Genomic DNA, 18,660 nt, shown 5'->3' with positions numbered 1-18,660 from the left:
GCACTTAAGCCTTAACAGTTTCCTATTTCAATTACTGAATTAAATTTTGCGTGAACTCAATTTCAGTAAGTCTTAAATTATTTGTCTAAGTTGTAGAAAGAATGGATGCCGTCAAATTCAGCTGTTTCGTAAAGTTCGTCTTCAATACGTAACAATTGATTGTATTTAGCGATACGGTCAGTTCTTGATAATGAACCTGTTTTAATTTGACCAGCATTTGTAGCAACTGCGATGTCAGCAATTGTAGTATCTTCAGTTTCACCAGAACGGTGAGAGATAACTGCTGTGTAGTTTGCTTTTTGAGCCATTTGGATAGCGTCGAATGTTTCAGTTAAAGTACCGATTTGGTTAACTTTGATTAAGATTGAGTTACCGATACCTTTTTCGATACCTTCAGATAATTTTTTAGTGTTAGTAACGAATAAGTCGTCACCTACTAATTGAACTTTTTTACCTAAACGATCTGTAAGTTGTTTCCAACCATCCCAGTCGTCTTCGTCCATACCATCTTCGATAGTGATGATTGGGTATTTGTTAACTAATTCTTCTAAGTAGTCAACTTGTTCTGCTGAAGAACGTTTAGCGCCGCCTTCACCTTCGAATTTAGTGTAGTCGTAAACGCCGTCTGCGTAGAATTCAGAAGCAGCACAGTCAAATCCTAAGAATACGTCTTTACCTGGTTCAAGACCAGAAGTTTTGATTGCTTCTAAGATAGTGTCTACAGCATCTTCAGTACCGTGGAATTTAGGTGCGAAACCACCTTCATCACCTACTGCAGTTTCTAAGCCGCGACCTTTAAGAAGTTTAGCTAAGTTGTGGAAGATTTCAGCACCCCAGCGTAATGCTTCTTTGAATGAATCAGCACCAACAGGTAAAATCATGAATTCTTGGAATGCAATTGGCGCATCTGAGTGAGAACCACCGTTAACGATGTTCATCATAGGAACTGGTAATTGTTTACCATTGAATCCGCCTAAATATTTGTAAAGTGGTTGACCTAAGAAGTCAGCTGCAGCACGTGCAACAGCGATAGAAACACCAAGAATAGCGTTGGCACCTAATTTACCTTTGTTTTCTGTTCCGTCTAATTGAATCATCATTTTGTCGATAGATACTTGATCTAATGTTGAAAATTCGCCTTCAATAATCTCTGGAGCAATGATTTCGTTTACGTTCTCAACTGCTTTAGTAACACCTTTACCACCGTAACGGTTTTTGTCACCGTCACGTAATTCTACGGCTTCGTATTCACCTGTAGATGCACCTGATGGTACTAACGCACGACCGAATGCACCGCTTTCAGTTAATACTTCTACTTCAACTGTTGGATTTCCGCGAGAATCTAAGACTTCGCGAGCATAAACATCTGTAATAATTGGCATGTTGATAATCTCCTTTTCATAATTGCTTTCATATATATTATAACTTGTCTTGCTTAAAAAATGAATTAATTATCCGATATTGATTGTGAACAATTAATGTTTAATTAATGACTCTCCAGTCATTTCTTCAGGTTGTTTAACACCTAATAAATCAAGTAATGTCGGTGCTAAGTCGCCTAATTTACCAGTTTCGCGTAATTCAACGCCGTCTTTAGTTACGATAACAGGAACCGGGTTTGTTGTGTGTGTTGTCATTGGTTGATCATCGTCAGTTAAAACTTGGTCAGAGTTGCCGTGGTCAGCAGTAATAATTGCATTGCCGCCCATATCCAAGATTTTATCAACGACTTCTCCTAAACATTCGTCTACTGCTTCAATTGCTTTTACAGTAGGTTCTAACATACCGCTGTGTCCTACCATATCAGGGTTGGCAAAGTTCAAGATGATTAAATCTAAGTCGCCTTTATCTAATTCCCCTAATAATGCATCTTTAACTTCATATGCACTCATTTCTGGTTTTAAATCGTAAGTTGCAACTTTAGGCGAATCGATAAGGATACGACGTTCACCTTCGAACTCTTCGTTGCGTCCGCCGCTCATAAAGTAAGTAACATGAGGGTATTTTTCAGTTTCAGCAATTCTTAATTGTTTAAGATTGTTTGCTTCTGCAACTTCACCGATAGTTTGTTTTAAATCGACTTTTTCAAATACAACTTTACCATCAACTTGGTCGTTGTATTTTGTAAATGTCGCAAAGAATAAATCTTTAGGTTGGTTAACTTCAAAGCCTTTGAAATCTTTGTTTGTAAAGATTTCTGAAAGTTGTCCGGCTCTGTCAGGACGGAAGTTGAAGAATACAACTGAATCTCCGTCTTGAACACCTTCATTTTGTTCTTTGATTGAGAATGGAATAATGAATTCGTCAGTTAAACCTTCTTCGTAACTTGCTTCGATACCTTCTTCTGCTGTCGCATATTCAGGTGTATCGATGTCACGAATTGCATTGTATGCTTTTTGTTCACGTTCCCAACGTTTATCACGGTCCATTGCATAATAACGGCCTGAGATTGAAGCGAATTGGCCAATGCCGATTTCTTTGAATTTTTCTTCAGTTTCTTTGACATATTTAAATGCAGATTTTTGATCCACGTCACGTCCGTCTAAGAAACCGTGTACATAGACTTTATCAAGTCCTTGTTTTTTAGCTAATTCTAAGATTGCAAATAAGTGTGTATAGTGACTGTGTACACCGCCGTCAGAAAGCAATCCGAATACGTGCAATGCTGAATTGTTCGCTTTAACATGTTCAATTGCTTCGTTAAGCACTTCATTTTCAAAGAAGTCGCCGTCTTCAATTGATTTGTTAATGCGTGTTAAACTTTGGTAAACAATACGTCCAGCACCGATATTCATGTGACCTACTTCTGAGTTACCCATTTGACCAGCAGGAAGACCTACTTCTAAGCCGCTGGCTTCAATTTGAGTTGTAGGATATTTTTCATAATAACGGTCGAAGTTTGGTTTATACGCTTGTTTAACTGCGTTACCATGTACATCTTCTCTATTTGCAAAACCATCTAAGATGATTAATGCTGTTGGTTGTTTCGCCATATTATTTAGCACCTTCTAATAATTTTACATAGTCTTCAACTTTTAATGAAGCACCGCCGACTAAAGCGCCGTCGATATCTGATTCAGCCATATATTCTGCAATGTTGTTAGGTTTAACACTGCCGCCGTATTGGATGCGTACTGCATCTGCTACGTCTTGGCTAGCAAGTTCTGCTACAGTTTTGCGGATGAATGCACTCATTTCGTTTGCATCTTTCGCTGTAGATGATTTACCAGTACCGATTGCCCAGATTGGTTCATAAGCAATAACAACTTGTTTCAATTGATCATCTGATAAACCTTCAACTGCTTTTTTAACTTGTTCAGCTACAACTGATTCAGCTTTACCGCCTTCACGTTGTTCAAGTGTTTCACCTACACAAATGATAGGTGTCATACCATGGTTGAATACTGCGTGTGCTTTTTTATTTACATCTTCGTCAGTTTCAAAGAATAATTCACGGCGTTCTGAGTGACCGATAATCACATATTCAACACCTAAATCAGCTAATGCTACTGGAGAAGTTTCTCCTGTGAAAGCACCGCTGTCTTCGAAATAAGTGTTTTCTGCACCGATTTTCAAACCTTCAGCTTTGCCGTCTTTAACAGCTGTAGTTAAGGCATCTAATTGAATTGTAGGTGCACAAATCACAGCTTCAACTTTGCTTGTATCAGGCAACTGAGGTAAAGCATTTACGAAATCTTTAGCCTCTTGCACTGTTTTATTCATTTTCCAGTTACCTGCAATAATTGGTTTTCTCATTATAAAACGCTCCTTGAAATTATATTAATATGTTACAGCTTATTTATCGCTAATTGATGCAATACCTGGTAATTCTTTACCCTCAAGATATTCTAATGATGCACCGCCGCCAGTAGAAATATGCGTGAAGTCTTTTTCGAATCCAAGCATCATTGCTGCAGCTGCTGAGTCGCCGCCGCCGATAATAGTTGTAGCGTCTTTTAGTTCTGCAATTGCTTCACATACACCGATTGTACCTTGTGCGTAGTTTTCAAATTCGAATACACCCATAGGTCCGTTCCATACTACAGTATGCGCACCTTCTAATTCTTTTTTGAATAACTCAACAGTTTTAGGTCCGATATCTAAAGCTTCTTGATCTTCAGGAATTTCATCGATACCTACAACAGTATATGGTGAATCGTTAGAGAATTCTTTTGTTACTTTACCGTCAACTGGTAATACAATTTTACCGCCGGCACGTTCTAATAAGTCTTTAGCGAAGTCGACTTTGTCTGCTTCTAATAAAGATTTACCGATTTCGTAACCTTGTGCTTTAAGGAATGTGTATGCCATACCGCCGCCGATTAAGACTTTATCAGCAACATTCAATAAGTTTTCAATTACACCGATTTTATCTGAAACTTTAGCTCCGCCTAAGATAGCGACAACTGGTTTGTCAGGGTTGTTGACAACACCGCCGATAAATTTGATTTCTTTTTCCATCAAATCTCCAGCAGCACTTTCTAAGTTAGAAGCAATACCTACGTTTGAAGCGTGTGAACGGTGCGCAGTACCAAATGCGTCATTTACGAATACATCGCCTAATGAAGCCCAGTATTTACCTAATTCAGGATCGTTTTTAGATTCTTTTTTACCGTCTAAATCTTCGAAACGTGTATTTTCAACTAAAAGCACATCGCCTTCATTTAATGCAGCGATTGCGTCTTCTAATTCTTTACCGCGTGTTTGCGGAACAAATTTAACATCTTTGCCTAATTTTTCGCTTAAACGAACTGCTACAGGTTTAAGTGTTAATTTTTCTTTATCGCTTTCTTCTTTAACTTTGCCTAAGTGAGAGAATAAAACTAATTTTCCGCCTTGTTCAAGAATATACTCAATAGTTGGTAATGCTTGAACGATACGGTTATCGTTTGTAATTTCTCCATCTTTTAAAGGTACGTTAAAATCTGCACGTTCTAAAACGACTTTACCTTTTAAATCTAAATCAGATACATGTTTTTTTGCCATCAAAACTTCCTCCTTTGGATAAAAGCACGAATATATAAAATGTCTGTAATTTGAGGTTAGCATATGGGCACAAATATTGCAGATATATTAACAGAATCCAATGAAAAATTTCATCTTTCTGAAAATATTAACTCTAATAACCATGTACTTAATGAAAATAAGCGGAGAAGCGTATGTGCCTCCCCGCTTACTCATAAGCTGGTCATTGAATTTCAACAACACATTACCGCTTGTTAAATTCAGACCTTATTTCATATCAGTGTTGATCAATTATTTTACGTCTTTGATAAGGTATTCTAAAGTACGTACTAATTGTGCAGTGTAAGACATTTCGTTATCGTACCAAGCTGCAACTTTAACTAATTGACGACCAGATACAGTCATTACACGAGTTTGAGTTGCGTCGAATAATGAACCGAATGTCATACCAACTACGTCAGAAGATACGATTTCGTCTTCAGTGTAACCGAATGATTCGTTTGAAGCTGCTTTCATAGCTGCGTTGATGTCTTCTACTGTAGCGTCTTTGTCTAATACAACAGTTAATTCAGTTAATGAACCAGTTGCTACAGGAACACGTTGAGCGCCACCGTCTAATTTTCCGTCGATTTCAGGAATTACTTTACCGATTGCTTTAGCAGCACCAGTTGAGTTTGGAACGATGTTTTGAGCTGCTGCACGTGCACGACGTTTGTCGCCTTTTCTGTGTGGACCGTCTTGAGTATTTTGGTCACCAGTGTAAGCGTGGATAGTAGTCATGAAACCTTCTACTAAACCGAAGCTGTCATTTAAAACTTTTGCTACTGGAGCAAGTGAGTTTGTAGTACATGAAGCACCTGAAACGATTGTGTCGTTGCTGTCTAAAGTTTGGTTGTTTACGTTGTAAACGATTGTTTTAAGATCACCAGTTGCTGGTGCAGAGATTAATACTTTTTTAGCACCTGCATCGATGTGAGCTTGTGCTTTTTCTTTGCTAGTATAGAATCCAGTACATTCTAATACTACGTCGATTCCTAAATCTTTCCAAGGTAATTTGCTTGCATCTGGTTGTTCGAATGATTTAACTTCTTTACCATTCACGCGGAATCCGCCATCTACAACTTCAACTTCTTCAGTGAAACGTCCTTGCATAGTATCATATTTTAATAAGTGTGCTAACATTTCATCGTCTGTTAAGTCGTTTACTGCTACTACGTCGATACCTTCAACATCTTGAATTCTTCTGAATGCTAAACGACCGATTCTACCAAAACCATTAATTGCTACTTTTACTGCCATTATTATGGCCTCCTTTAAAAGATATTGTTAAAAAGTGAAATCACTTTTTTAAACTAAATTCATTGTGATTGAACAATATTTCTTGCTGCACCTTCATCTGTAATTAAGATGGTGTTTTTAGGAGCAATGGAAAGATATGCTCTGATTGCATCTCCTTTTGAAGCTCCGCCCGCTACAGCAAAAATATATTCTTTTGATACTAAATCTTCCATTTGAAGTCCTATCGTTTTCACTTTGTGTACGATATTGCCTTCATTATCGAAATAATATCCAAACGCTTCTCCTGCTGCATTGTGATGATGAAGCTTTTCAATCACACTTTTTGACGAATGGCGTCTGTTTGCCATTTTCAGCGCATCACCAATGCCGTGAACCGTTATATTGGATTGTTTGATTAAATCTAATGTGTTGCGAACTGATGGCTCTTGCAGCAACATCTCATATGTGGATTCGCTGACATTGTCAGGAACATAGAGTGTTGTATAATCGCCGCCTGTTTGTTGTGCCATGCTTGCTGCGATGGTATTTGCCTGATAAACTACGTTTTCTCCTAGTCCCCCTCTTGCTGGGACATAGAAAGTTTTAAACGGCAGTATATGCATTGATTCGCTCACAGCAGCCATTGTAGAGCCGCCAGTGATAGATACGATAGCATCATTATAAAATGTACGTTCTAACAATTGTCCTGCTTGACTGCCCATTTCTTTCTTTACAGCACTATCCATATCTGTATCACCCGGTACAACAAAAACGTTCTTAATTTGATAACGTTCTTTTACCAACTGTGCCAAATGATACCCATCAGAATACATATCGAAATAAGATTCCAACTCTTCAATCAAAGCATCGCCTTCAGCAGTCAATTCCATGCCTGTCGGTTTTACTTTGATGAGTTCTTGCTTTTTCAAAGTGTTTGTTTCTGATCTCAATACACGCTCAGTCAAATTCATAAACTCGCTTAAACTTCTTCTTCCGACTGGCTGGTGCATCTTGATAGTAGTGAGTATAGTAAATCTTCGGTACATTTTTTCGACAAGCTCAGGAATCAATTTCTGTTGGACTTTAAGCAAGTCTTCCACTACTATTTCCTCCTCTTTTTCTTTAAGGGTCAGCATGCAACCACACTTTGACGTTTTTAGTCCCAGGTGGGACAAAAAAATAACATCTCTTACAATTGTCATAATACTATCATCTGATATAAAAAGCAAGCTTTAAGATTTACTAAGGTGAGTTGTTCGATACATTATTGCAAGCAACACTACTACCTTACCTATATTATACCCTTTTCACCAAAGAAAAATCATCTGAAAACCTCATTTCTTTTAAATATATTTTCTGAAGCTTCTCTATTATAATGAGGTTAACAAAGGAGGGTATCTGATCGACTCATAATAATGATGATAAACCAGAAGTCATTGATCCTGATGATCCAAGATACAAAGATGATTCCTATTTTAACCGCAGTCCAGAAGAACAACAGCGTTCACGCTTTGAAAACGACAGAAAGATAAAATACTACTCCTTCGGCTGCACTCCATTTGGATGCGGATGCCTTCCAGCAGTCGCTGTCATCGCATTAATTATCACTTGGCTCATCAGCCTTATGTCTTAAATCAACTTATTTTAAATATTAAGGCAATCAAGTCAAAGCTTGGTTGCTTTTTCTGATATATATCACATACCCGCTTCATGTCTTTCATTAATCATTACAAATATTTTCTGCCATAAAAAAGGCAGGAAACATCAGCTTCCTGCCTTATCATTAACTATTTAAAATTTTATTAATCATCAGAGCTGCTTTGGCTCGATTGACTTGAACTTGATGATTGATTTGATCGAGAACTTTGCTGCGGTGCAGATGGTTTAGGCTGTGAGCTTTGAGATTCGTTTACTGGTTTTGACTGCTGTTCTTGCCCTGGCCTGGGTTGTTGAGAGGATTGGCTGCTGCGTTGGCTTTGTTCTTGTTTTGCTTGTTCTTGTGCACGTTCTCTCTGTTGTGCAGCTTCTTCTCTTTGTTTTTGAGCTTGTTCTTGCGCTTGCTTTTGCGCTTCTTCTTGTCGTTTTTGTTGTGCTTCTTGCTGTGCTTTTTGTTTTTCAGCTGCTTCTTTGCTGGCTTGTTCTCTTTGTTTTTGTGCTGCTTCTTGTGCTTTTTTCTGCTTTTCATCTTGTTGTTTATCAGCTTGTTTTTGTGCCGCAGCATTTTGACGCGCTTGTTCTTGTTGACGCTGTTGCTCGCGTTGTGCATTGATTTCATTTTGACGCTGCTGTTCTGCAGCCTGCTGATTCGCAATTTCTTGCTGTCTTTGTTCTTCTAACTCTTGTTCGCGCTTTTGCTTTTCTTCTTCTTTCTTTTTCTTCTCAGCACGTTCTTTTTTCTCTTGTTTCTCTTTCTTTTGCTGCTGACTATAGCGTTCGCTGCTTTTTTTGTTATTATCTACAAAAGCAAATGTAGCAAATGCTAAACCAAACAATAATATTATGACGATGATAGAACTCACTATCTTTGCGAGTCTACTCATTTTATTGTTAGACATGCGCTCTCCTCTTTTCAGTCTCATTTCTTTTTCTCATATAAGTACAAGTGTGTTTTCTCACGATATTATCTATTACCCGTTTCTTGATAACTTCACTATTATTTCTTCGTTGTATTCATTTATTTATCATAACATTTTCACACAAGGGATACATCATTTTAGTTAGCAAACAATTGATTTTATATATATTGAGAATATTCGCAAGTTGAAGGAATGAAATAGTAAAATCCAATACAAGTGATTAATGACAGTAAGATTGTTATAATAACATCATCAATCAATGGAAGAAGACAAAAATAATGGACCTATACGCTGCTCGCATAGGCCCAAAACTAAAGGGAGTCAAAATTTCACCTTCGCATGTATATTATGGGGTATACTATTTTTAATTAAGAGATGTTTAATTAATTCCGAAGGTACTTCTATTATAACTTTTCTAAAAGTGATTTAAACGAGATTATTTAGATTATCTTGACATATTAATGACTAAATATTGAATAATCATTGAATGTTTAGAATTTCTACAATCTGAACATCCGTTGTTATAATTGATAATGATTACTATTAATGAGGTGAAAGGTAATGAAGCAGTTTCTAATTACAGGCGGTACAGGTTTGGTAGGCAGTCATTTAGTTGATGCCATACACAACACAGACTCCCACATTACGATTTTGACACGTCAAGATCGTCAGAACTTAGATGAGAAAATCACCTATATTAACTGGAACAAAGAAGGTTGGGAAGATAAAGTCCCTGATCATATTGATATCGTAATCAATTTAGCAGGTGCAACTTTAAATAAAAAATGGACAGATGAATATAAACAAACCTTAATGCTAAGCCGTATTCAAGCAACACAAGCGCTTTATGAACTGTTTGAGCATAAAGGAAAATTCCCGGAAATTTTATTTAATGCAAGTGCAGTCGGTTACTACAGACCTGATGTTCACCGCACTTATACCGAATTATCAAAGTGCGACCCGCATGATTTCCTATCAGATATTACCTATCAATGGGAACGTTTTGCACGTAAATTCGAACAACATCAAACACGTGTTATTATCGGCCGTTTCGGAATGGTGCTGTCAGATGAAGGCGGCGCGCTTCCGATGATGGAATTGCCTTATCGTTTTTATGCAGGCGGTAAACTCGGCACTGGTTTCCAATGGTATTCATGGATCCACATCACAGATTTAACACGTGCCATTTTATTCTTAATCAATAAAGACGAAGCTTCTGGTGTATTTAATATGACAACACCTGTCGCAGAACGTCAAAACTTATTCGGCTATACCCTTGCACGCGCAATGCATAAACCGCACGAAACATGGGTACCGAGCGCATTATTGCGTCTAGTATTAGGCCAAAGAGCAACCATTATATTAGATACGCAAAAAGCGATTCCTAACCGTTTAGACGCATATGGTTTCCAATTCGCCTACCCTAACTTGAAATCAGCTTTAGATAGTTTAGTTCATGAGTAAAAAGAGATATAATAGATTTGAATTGTGAGCGTTTATTTAACAAGCAGCACTCACTTAAACAAACTAAAAGCAAGATTGTTTTTGAATGAAGGTGGATCAATGGATAAGAGTAGTATGGTAACACGAATATTACTTATGATTGCTGCGATACTGTTAATCTGTATCGGCAGCTTCTCAATGACACGCGCCATCCCTTCATTGTATATTGCATGTCTCTATCTGGTTAGCGGCATCATTTTACTGGGATGGACAGTCTACAATTTCGTTATGTATCAAAAGCAAAATAAGAAAGACACAAAAAAGTTCCGGAGCAATAATGCCGGAACTTTCTTTATGCTTGAACATCTTATTTTTCAGGTTGCATAACTTCGTCGATTAAGCCGTATTCTTTCGCTTCATCTGCTGTTAAGAAGTTATCGCGATCAGTATCTTTTTCGATTTGTTCGATAGATTGACCTGTGCGTTCAGATAAGATTTTGTTTAATTTAGCACGTGTTTTTAAGATGTGTGTAGCAGCAATTTCGATTTCAGTTGCTTGACCTTGTGCACCGCCAAGTGGTTGGTGAATCATTACTTCAGCGTTCGGTAAAGCAAAGCGTTTGCCTTTCGCACCTGCAGCAAGCAAGAATGAACCCATTGATGCTGCCATACCAATGCAGATTGTTTGTACATCAGGTTTAATGTGTTGGATTGTATCATAAATAGCGAAACCAGCTGTTACACTGCCGCCTGGTGAATTGATATAAAGATAAATATCTTTTTCAGCATCTTGTGCTTGTAAGAATAACAATTGTGATACGATTGAGTTTGCTACGTTATCATCAATTGCTGAACCTAACATAATAATACGGTCTTTCAACAATCTTGAGTAAATGTCATAAGCACGTTCGCCGCGATTTGTTGTTTCAATTACTGTAGGAATTAAATTCATTCTATTTCCTCCTTGTACTTTTAATGAATTATCCTTATTTTAACTCAAAAGTCAAAAATGGTCAAAAATAAAACTCATACTTCTTAAATTGACTATATTGACCACTCTATCCGATAAAGGTACACTATTAATTGCATGCTAATATTTACCCCTCGTAGTGTAATGGATAACACGTAAGATTCCGGTTCTTGAAATAGGGGTTCGATTCCCTTCGAGGGGGTAATTTTAAGCCTTTAAACACTTTGTTTAAGGGCTTTTCTTTTGTCTGTTGGAAAAATACAATATTAAACGCCAAGCTGAAGCACCTGTTTCCTTCTTGTTTTCGCTTATTTATTTTGATTTTCCTATTAACTGACCCCAATGTCTTTTAAATTTTCAAAAAAATTCTCTTTTCTAATATTTGGAAATATGTTAAAGTTTATATGTTTGATAGAAATTTATCTACATAAATTGTCAGAAATTTTTGTAAATAGAGAAAGATTTGCAACACCAGGAGGTTAATATGAAAAAAGTAATACTAGTATCAGGTTTAATGCTCTTCTCATTATTCTTTGGGGCAGGCAACTTGATCTTCCCGCCTATGCTCGGTTATACCGCGCAAAGCAATATGTGGACTGGCATGACAGGCTTTGCGATAACAGGTATTTTAATGCCTTTTATCACAGTGATTGTCATTGCCTATTATGATGGAGGCGTTGAATTTATCGGGAACCGTGTCCATCCAAAATTCGGGTTTATATTTGCTGTATGTATATATTTATCAATCGGAGCACTTTACGGTATTCCACGTGCCGCAAACGTAGCTTACGAAATCGGGGCGAAATCTATTATCCCTATCCATAATACATGGACACTAGTTGGATTCTCATTGGTTTTCTTTATCGTTGTAGGACTTATTGCTTTATATCCAACTAAAATGGTCGATAATTTAGGTAAAATTTTAACACCCGCACTTTTAATCATTATCGGGGCATTATGTATCGGGGCGATTGTTAATCCAGAAGGTCCAGTAGGACAACCGCACGGAAAATATGAAAAAGCACCTTTCGTTTCTGGTATTTTAGAAGGTTATTACACAATGGACTTAGTTGCTGCATTGGCATTCTCAGTCGTTATTGTACAAAGTTTTAAACTTGCTGGCTTAACTGACAGCAAAAAGATTGTTAAGAATGTGATTCTATCAGGATTAATATCAGCTGTATTATTAACAGTAATCTACTTTTCATTGGCTTACTTAGGAATTACCACGAGCAAGCCAGGCTTTGAAAACGGCGCAAGCATCTTAACATACAATTCAGTCCGCTTGTTCGGTGCGTTCGGAAACATCTTATTCGGTATGATTGTCATCTTAGCTTGTTTAACAACATGTATTGGTTTAGTGAACGCAAGTGCCGCTTTCGGTATGAAGAAGTTCCCTAAAATTTCGTATAAAACATATGTCGTTTCATTTGCGTTAGTCGGTTTCTTAATATCTATTCTTGGACTGGATATGATATTACAAATCGCAGTACCTTTACTGACATTTATTTATCCGATTTCAATTGTGTTAGTGTTGATTTCACTCTTCGCAATTGCTATTCCGACACACTTGAAAGTGGCTTATATCTTACCAACCATTTCAACATTGGTCATTTCAGTTCTTGAAATCTTCAACACATTTAAACTTATCAAACCTTTAAATGCGGTTTACCAAAAATTACCTTTATCTGACTTAGGTCTTGCTTGGTTATTCCCATTTATCGCTTTAACAATGATTGGTATGATCATCGACTTTATACGTAATAAGAAACAGACACAATCAAGCACAACCGCATCGTAATACACTAAAGCCTTTCCTTTTCATTAGGGAAAGGTCTTTTTTATGATTTAGCACCTTACTATTGTCACAATATTTCAATATCAACCCTTTCTATTTAATTCTCGATTAAATGTGTTAAAATTAACAATGCAATTTAAAGGTGAAAACAAAGGCCGGATGAAATCAGACCTTTTTTCACTGTTTTAAACATTTTGATTCATTGATTTACAAATTTCTAATGGCATGATGATGTCATTTTTTATTTGTCTGTTTATATATTAAACCCCTATCAACTATTTAATCTATTCAAAGAAAGGGAGGTTTATCTTGAAACAACAATCATTTAATTACAACTTGATTACCACAGTCTTCTTTATCTCTGGTATTGCTGTGATGTGCAGTTTGTATTCTGCGATTCCGCTCATGCCGATTATGGGCGAAGAATTGCATTTGACTGAAAGTGCAACAACTTTAATCGGCGTTGTCTTTTCAGTTTCCTATTCTGTCAGCTGTATGTTTTACGGCATTATTGCAGATAAATTCGGAAAGAAAAAAGTCATACTCGTCGGCTTAGCCTTGCTGACATTGACCACATTAGCGATTGGCTTTATCCACAGCTTCGCTTTATTATTGATTGTACGTGTTATTCAAGGTATTGCGGCCGCTAGTTTCTCTCCGGTCTCATTAACATATGTAACAGAAGTATTCCCGATTACTAAGCGTGTTACAGCAATCAGCTTTATCAGTACAAGTTTTATGCTTTCAGGAGTTTTAGGACAAAACTTGAGTGATATTATCGCTGCGCATACAAGTTGGCGTGTGGTTTACTTTATTCTGACAATCGTCTATCTCTTGCTTATCTTATGGATTTATAAATCCATTCCTAAAAGTCCTTATCACATGCCTGATACGAAGTTTTCAGTGTTCTTTAAAAATATGCGTCACATCTTTGACTATAAAGGCATTGTATTATGCTTCTTCGTATCACTGACAATCTTAACTTCATTTGTTTCTATGTATACACTCTTAAATGAATATCTGACTTCAAATCCGATTAATGCAGACTTAACAACGATTTCTACTGTTAAACTGTTTGGACTTATCGGTATGCTGCTGGCATTATTTGCCGGACGTCTCAGTGATCATCTAGGTGTTAAACGTATTATCTTAATCGCTTTGCTTACAGCAGGCATCTCTATGATATTCATGGGTCTGACACACAATATCTTGATTATCACTATCTTCAGCGTCATCTTTGTTGCAGGTATCGCATTTGTCATCCCTTCTGTGATTTCACAAATCGGCTTGCTTACAGTGAAAGATAAAGGTTTCTACTTATCTATCAATACCTTTATGTTATTTATCGGTACAGCGATTGCACCGGTACTTTCTATGCAGCTGATGAGTCACTTGCATTCATTTAAAATGATGTTTATCTTATTATCGCTGGTTAACTTTATCGGCTTCCTTATTGCACTGTGGATTCCGAATAAAAGTGTAACAGAATAGTTGTAAGGCCCCATAAAATACTAAAAGAAGACTGCACTTTCCTGATTGTTTTTCAAGGAAGTGCAGTCTTCTTTTTATGGTTTACATTTCAATATGTTCGCCGCTTCTGATTTTATCTGCTAATTCATTTAATTTACGCAAACGATGATTCACACCTGATTTTGAAATAGTACCTGTCGACACCATTTCACCTAACTCTTTTAAAGATACATCTTGATTCTCTACACGCAGCTTTGCAATTTCTCTTAAGCGGTCAGGCAGATTCTCAATACCGATTTCTTGATCAATCAATTGAATACTTTCCACTTGTTTCATTGCAGCACTGACAGTTTTGTTCAGGTTAGCTGTTTCGCAATTCACTAAACGGTTCACTGAATTACGCATATCTCTGACAATACGTACATCTTCAAACTTCAGCATTGCTTGATAACCGCCGATTAAACTTAGGAAATCAGAAATCTTTTCCGCTTCCTTCAAATAAACGATATTGCCCTTTTTACGTTCAAGATGCTTTGCATTCAATTCATACTCATTCATCAACGCTGTTAAGCCTTCTGAATGACTCTCATACAGCGAAAATATCTCCAAATGATATGATGACGTTTCCGGATTATTGACAGAGCCGCCTGCTAAAAAGGCACCTCTTAAATAACTGCGTTTCATTTCATCATCACGTATCATGTCCAAATCTATCGCATGCGTAAATACGCCATCTTTTAAAATACCTAATTCATGCAGAATTTCGCGAGATTTCACTTTCGTTCTGCAAATATAGATATTATTTTTCTTCAATTTCATTTTCTTTCTAACAAGAATCTCTACTTCAATATTAAATACTTTCTTAATCAAAGAGTAGATACGTCTGGCTGTTGTCGCATTTTCAGTTTGCACATTGATGACAAATTGCTGGTTCGACAAACTGAGCGCACCATTCATCCGTATCAATGCACTTAATTCAGCGCGCGCATTTTTATCATCGACATCTATTCTTGTCAATTCATTTTTCATGTCTGATGCAAAGCTCATGCCGTGCCATTCCTTTCGTTATTTTTTTCTTTGTTTTGGATTAAATTGGATTGTACTTGTTAAATCAAGTGCAAGTTCATAAATCATACGTGATAAACGTGTCGTATTATGACGGACTCGATTTTTATCTGAGATATGCACAAGGTCATCTGCTGTTAACGGTACAATACCAGCCGCTTCTATCTCTTCTTTATGATACTTTACCGGCTCTGCATGCTCTTTACGATAGTTCTCTAAAATTTCCTTGCTGTAGTCATGATTGATACAGCAAATCACGTAATCAATAAACTTGGTATCCATATGTCTATGAATGGCATTTACATGATCCATCACATCAAAATGATCTGTTTCCCCATGCTGTGTCATCACATTAGACACATAGACTTTAGGTGCCAAGCTTTCTACAATCGCTTGACCGATGCCTGGGACACACAAGTTTGAAAGCACACTAGTATAAAGCGAACCCGGTCCTAAGACTATTAAATCCGCCTCTTCTAACGCTTCTACCGCTTCTTCCATAGGCTGCACATCTGCCGGTTCGATAAAGACCCTTTTAATCGGTTTTTCGCGTTTTGGTATATTAGATTCGCCATAAACAATTTCGCCATCATCCATTTCTGCATTCAAACGAATACTGGAGTTGGTTGAGGGAATCACACGGCCCTTAATATTTAAAATTTTACTCAGTTCTTTCACTGCATGACCAAAGTCGTCCATAATGTTCGTCAACGCTGCAATCAGGAGATTGCCGACAGAATGGCCTTCTACTTGATTCTCTTTAAAACGATATTGGAATAGCTCCTTTAACGTCGGTTCCGTATCGCTTAATGCTGCGATAACATTTCGGATATCGCCTGGTGCCGGGATATCCATTTCACTTCTGATTTTGCCTGTACTTCCGCCATCATCCGCAACAGTCACGATTGCAGTGATATCTATCGGAAAATCTTTTAAACCACGAGCAAGGACAGATAAACCTGTGCCTCCCCCGATTAATACGATTTTAAGCTTTTTCATTTTTCTCGCCACTTTCGATATGTGCATCTCTATGATGAACGTAAACATTATAGTCGTAACTGTCGTTCAAGTCTTCAGCCAATCTTTTTGCTAAAGCTACAGAACGGTGCTGTCCTCCGGTACAACCGATAGCGATAACTAACTGCGTCTTACCTTCTTTCTTATAACCTGGAATCATAAATTTCAATAAGTCTAATAATTTATCGTAGAAAATAGCAGTCTCTTGCCATTTCATCACATATTGATACACTGGATCATCATTTCCTGTTAATGGACGCAGTGATTTCACATAGAAAGGATTCGGTAAGAAGCGCACATCAAAAACTAAGTCCGCATCTTGTTGAATACCATGTTTAAAGCCGAAGCTTGTAACACTGATACTAAATGTTTCGATATCATCTCTGTTAAAGAGTTTATTTATTTTTGCACGTAATTCTTTTGGTTTTAATTCTGTAGTATCTATGACAAAGTTTGCGAAACTGCGAATTTCAGACAATGATTGACGTTCTTCTCTGATAGAATCAATCAATGAATTCTGACCGTTGTCGCTTAATGGATGCGCACGGCGTGTTTCTTTATATCTTGAAATCAATTTAGATTCGCTGGCTTCTACAAACATAACGTCAACAATAATTTTATTCTTGCTGCGCAGTAAATCCACTTCTTTTACTAAGGATTTGAAAAATTCGCGTCCGCGTAAATCAATTGCGATTGCGACTTTTTGCAATGATGGTGTTCCTTGTTCCATCAATTCAACAAATTTCGGCAGTAAAATCGGAGGTAAATTGTCTACACAAAAATACCCTAAATCTTCTAAACTTTGAAGTACTACAGACTTACCCGCTCCTGACATACCCGTAACCACTAATAATTCACTCTTATTTACGACTTCATTTTCTTCATGTTGCATGACGACACCATCCTGTATTTAAATTCGCTCATAATATCCTTATCATAACAATAGTATCATATTCATTTCTATGTTGGACATTAATACCGTATATTATGAAAAAAGGTTTGAATATATGCATGCAACCTAAACGCTGCATGCACTACTCAAACCTTGTTTGTGTTTTGCTTATGCTTCTTCTGTTTCAGCTTCTAATTTGTCTTTAATACCTTCAATATAAGATTGCGCATTTTGAGCCGCAATACTTCCATCGCCAGTTGCTGTAACGATTTGTCTTAAACCTTTTTCGCGCACATCGCCTGCCGCAAAGACACCCGGCACTTTAGTTTCCATTTCATCGTTTGTCACGATGTAGCCTGCGTCGTTTGTGATACCTAAATCAACGATAGGTGCTGTTAAAGGTTTCATACCGATATATACGAATACACCATCTGCATCTAATGTTTCTTCTTTACCGTCTTTAGTAGATTGTAAAGTTACTGAACCGACTTTGCCGTCTTTTTCATTAATAGATGCTAATGTGTGATCCCAAATGAAGTGCATTTTTTCGTTTTTGAATGCACGATCTTGCAAGATTTTTTGTGCACGTAATTGGTCTCTGCGGTGAACTACTGTTACGCTGTCTGCGAATTTAGTCAAGAATGTACCTTCTTCGACTGCAGAGTCTCCGCCGCCGATTACGAATAAGTTTTTGCCTTTAAAGAACGCGCCGTCACAAACTGCACAGTAACTTACACCGCGACCGCCGAGTTCTTCTTCGCCAGGCACACCGATTTTCTTGTATTCTGCACCTGTCGCAATAATTACTGCGTAGGCTGTTACTGATTTATTGCCGTAAAAGACTTCTTTGATATCGCCTTTATCTTCGATGGATTTAATATCACCATATTGATATACTGCACCGAATTTTTGCGCATGATCAAACATTTTTGTTGATAAATCCGGACCAGAAATCGATTCGAATCCTGGGAAGTTTTCTACATCTTCTGTATTCGCCATTTGTCCGCCGGGCACACCGCGTTCAATCATTACAGTTTTTAAGTTCGCACGAGAAGCATATACAGCTGCAGTCATTCCTGCTGGACCTGCGCCGATAATTACAACATCATATTCAGCTTGTTGTTTCGCCATTCTTATAGCCTCCTAGTCTTTAATCAACAGTTATTATATTATACTGTGTCCTTGA

Annotated in this window: 15 protein-coding genes and 1 tRNA gene; 4 read left to right on the top strand and 12 right to left on the bottom strand. The window is 37.4% G+C overall.

The window, feature by feature from the left end; all coding sequences use genetic code 11:
• Positions 1-77: 77 nt before the first annotated feature.
• From eno to C7N65_RS06065, 7 genes are all read right to left on the bottom strand, one after another.
• Complete coding sequence (eno, locus tag C7N65_RS06100) at positions 78-1,382, bottom strand: surface-displayed alpha-enolase (protein ID WP_105993588.1); 1,305 nt, start codon at positions 1,380-1,382, stop codon at positions 78-80.
• A gap of 93 nt (positions 1,383-1,475) precedes the next feature.
• Positions 1,476-2,993, bottom strand: a complete 1,518-nt coding sequence (gene gpmI / locus C7N65_RS06095; protein WP_105993587.1) for a 2,3-bisphosphoglycerate-independent phosphoglycerate mutase — start codon at positions 2,991-2,993, stop codon at positions 1,476-1,478.
• Between the two features lies 1 nt (position 2,994).
• Positions 2,995-3,756, bottom strand: a complete 762-nt coding sequence (tpiA, locus tag C7N65_RS06090; RefSeq protein WP_105993586.1) for a triose-phosphate isomerase — start codon at positions 3,754-3,756, stop codon at positions 2,995-2,997.
• A gap of 39 nt (positions 3,757-3,795) precedes the next feature.
• Entirely contained in the window at positions 3,796-4,986 is a 1,191-nt protein-coding gene (locus tag C7N65_RS06085; protein WP_105993585.1) for a phosphoglycerate kinase, read from the bottom strand.
• Between the two features lie 270 nt (positions 4,987-5,256).
• Positions 5,257-6,264: a type I glyceraldehyde-3-phosphate dehydrogenase gene (gene gap, locus C7N65_RS06080; RefSeq protein WP_105993584.1), complete on the bottom strand. Its 1,008-nt coding sequence runs from the start codon at positions 6,262-6,264 to the stop codon at positions 5,257-5,259.
• A 59-nt stretch (positions 6,265-6,323) separates the two neighbouring features.
• Positions 6,324-7,343 carry a sugar-binding transcriptional regulator gene (locus tag C7N65_RS06075; RefSeq protein WP_105993583.1) on the bottom strand — a complete coding sequence of 340 codons (1,020 nt, stop codon included), beginning with the start codon at positions 7,341-7,343 and terminating at the stop codon, positions 6,324-6,326.
• Between the two features lie 702 nt (positions 7,344-8,045).
• Positions 8,046-8,798 carry a hypothetical protein gene (locus tag C7N65_RS06065; RefSeq protein ID WP_105993582.1) on the bottom strand — a complete coding sequence of 251 codons (753 nt, stop codon included), beginning with the start codon at positions 8,796-8,798 and terminating at the stop codon, positions 8,046-8,048.
• A 582-nt stretch (positions 8,799-9,380) separates the two neighbouring features.
• On the opposite strand from C7N65_RS06065, the gene C7N65_RS06060 reads away from it, so the two are divergent.
• Positions 9,381-10,283, top strand: a complete 903-nt coding sequence (locus C7N65_RS06060; protein ID WP_105993581.1) for a TIGR01777 family oxidoreductase — start codon at positions 9,381-9,383, stop codon at positions 10,281-10,283.
• 346 nt (positions 10,284-10,629) lie between these two features.
• On the opposite strand, the gene clpP is transcribed toward C7N65_RS06060, so the two are convergent.
• The gene (clpP, locus tag C7N65_RS06050) at positions 10,630-11,214 is read right to left on the bottom strand and encodes an ATP-dependent Clp endopeptidase proteolytic subunit ClpP (RefSeq protein WP_002481561.1); all 585 of its coding nucleotides are present in this window, start codon (positions 11,212-11,214) and stop codon (positions 10,630-10,632) included.
• A gap of 148 nt (positions 11,215-11,362) precedes the next feature.
• Here clpP and C7N65_RS06045 point away from each other — a divergent pair.
• The 3 genes from C7N65_RS06045 (at position 11,363) to C7N65_RS06035 (ending at position 14,521) form a co-directional block, all read left to right on the top strand.
• Positions 11,363-11,434 (top strand) — tRNA-Arg (locus tag C7N65_RS06045).
• Positions 11,435-11,716: 282 nt separating this feature from the next.
• Positions 11,717-13,033 (top strand): branched-chain amino acid transport system II carrier protein, encoded by a 1,317-nt coding sequence (gene brnQ / locus C7N65_RS06040; protein WP_105993579.1) that lies wholly within the window; start codon positions 11,717-11,719, stop codon positions 13,031-13,033.
• Positions 13,034-13,339: 306 nt separating this feature from the next.
• Positions 13,340-14,521 carry an MFS transporter gene (locus C7N65_RS06035; RefSeq protein ID WP_105993578.1) on the top strand — a complete coding sequence of 394 codons (1,182 nt, stop codon included), beginning with the start codon at positions 13,340-13,342 and terminating at the stop codon, positions 14,519-14,521.
• Between the two features lie 81 nt (positions 14,522-14,602).
• Here the strand turns inward: C7N65_RS06035 and whiA are convergent, their stop codons facing one another.
• The 4 genes from whiA to trxB all read right to left on the bottom strand — a co-directional run bounded on the left by whiA (position 14,603) and on the right by trxB (position 18,605).
• On the bottom strand, positions 14,603-15,547 hold the full coding sequence (gene whiA / locus C7N65_RS06030; RefSeq protein ID WP_105993577.1) for a DNA-binding protein WhiA: 945 nt from the start codon (positions 15,545-15,547) through the stop codon (positions 14,603-14,605).
• 18 nt (positions 15,548-15,565) lie between these two features.
• Complete coding sequence (locus C7N65_RS06025) at positions 15,566-16,564, bottom strand: gluconeogenesis factor YvcK family protein (protein WP_105993576.1); 999 nt, start codon at positions 16,562-16,564, stop codon at positions 15,566-15,568.
• Entirely contained in the window at positions 16,551-17,474 is a 924-nt protein-coding gene (gene rapZ, locus C7N65_RS06020) for an RNase adapter RapZ (RefSeq protein WP_105993575.1), read from the bottom strand. The genes C7N65_RS06025 and rapZ overlap by 14 nt, the downstream gene beginning before the upstream one ends.
• A gap of 168 nt (positions 17,475-17,642) precedes the next feature.
• On the bottom strand, positions 17,643-18,605 hold the full coding sequence (gene trxB, locus C7N65_RS06015; protein WP_105993574.1) for a thioredoxin-disulfide reductase: 963 nt from the start codon (positions 18,603-18,605) through the stop codon (positions 17,643-17,645).
• Between the last annotated feature and the right edge of the window lie 55 nt (positions 18,606-18,660).

Origin of the sequence: Staphylococcus simulans (assembly GCF_002994445.1) — a bacterium.
GTDB classification, from domain to species: domain Bacteria; phylum Bacillota; class Bacilli; order Staphylococcales; family Staphylococcaceae; genus Staphylococcus; species Staphylococcus simulans_B.
This window is presented reverse-complemented; position numbering and strand designations above follow the sequence as displayed.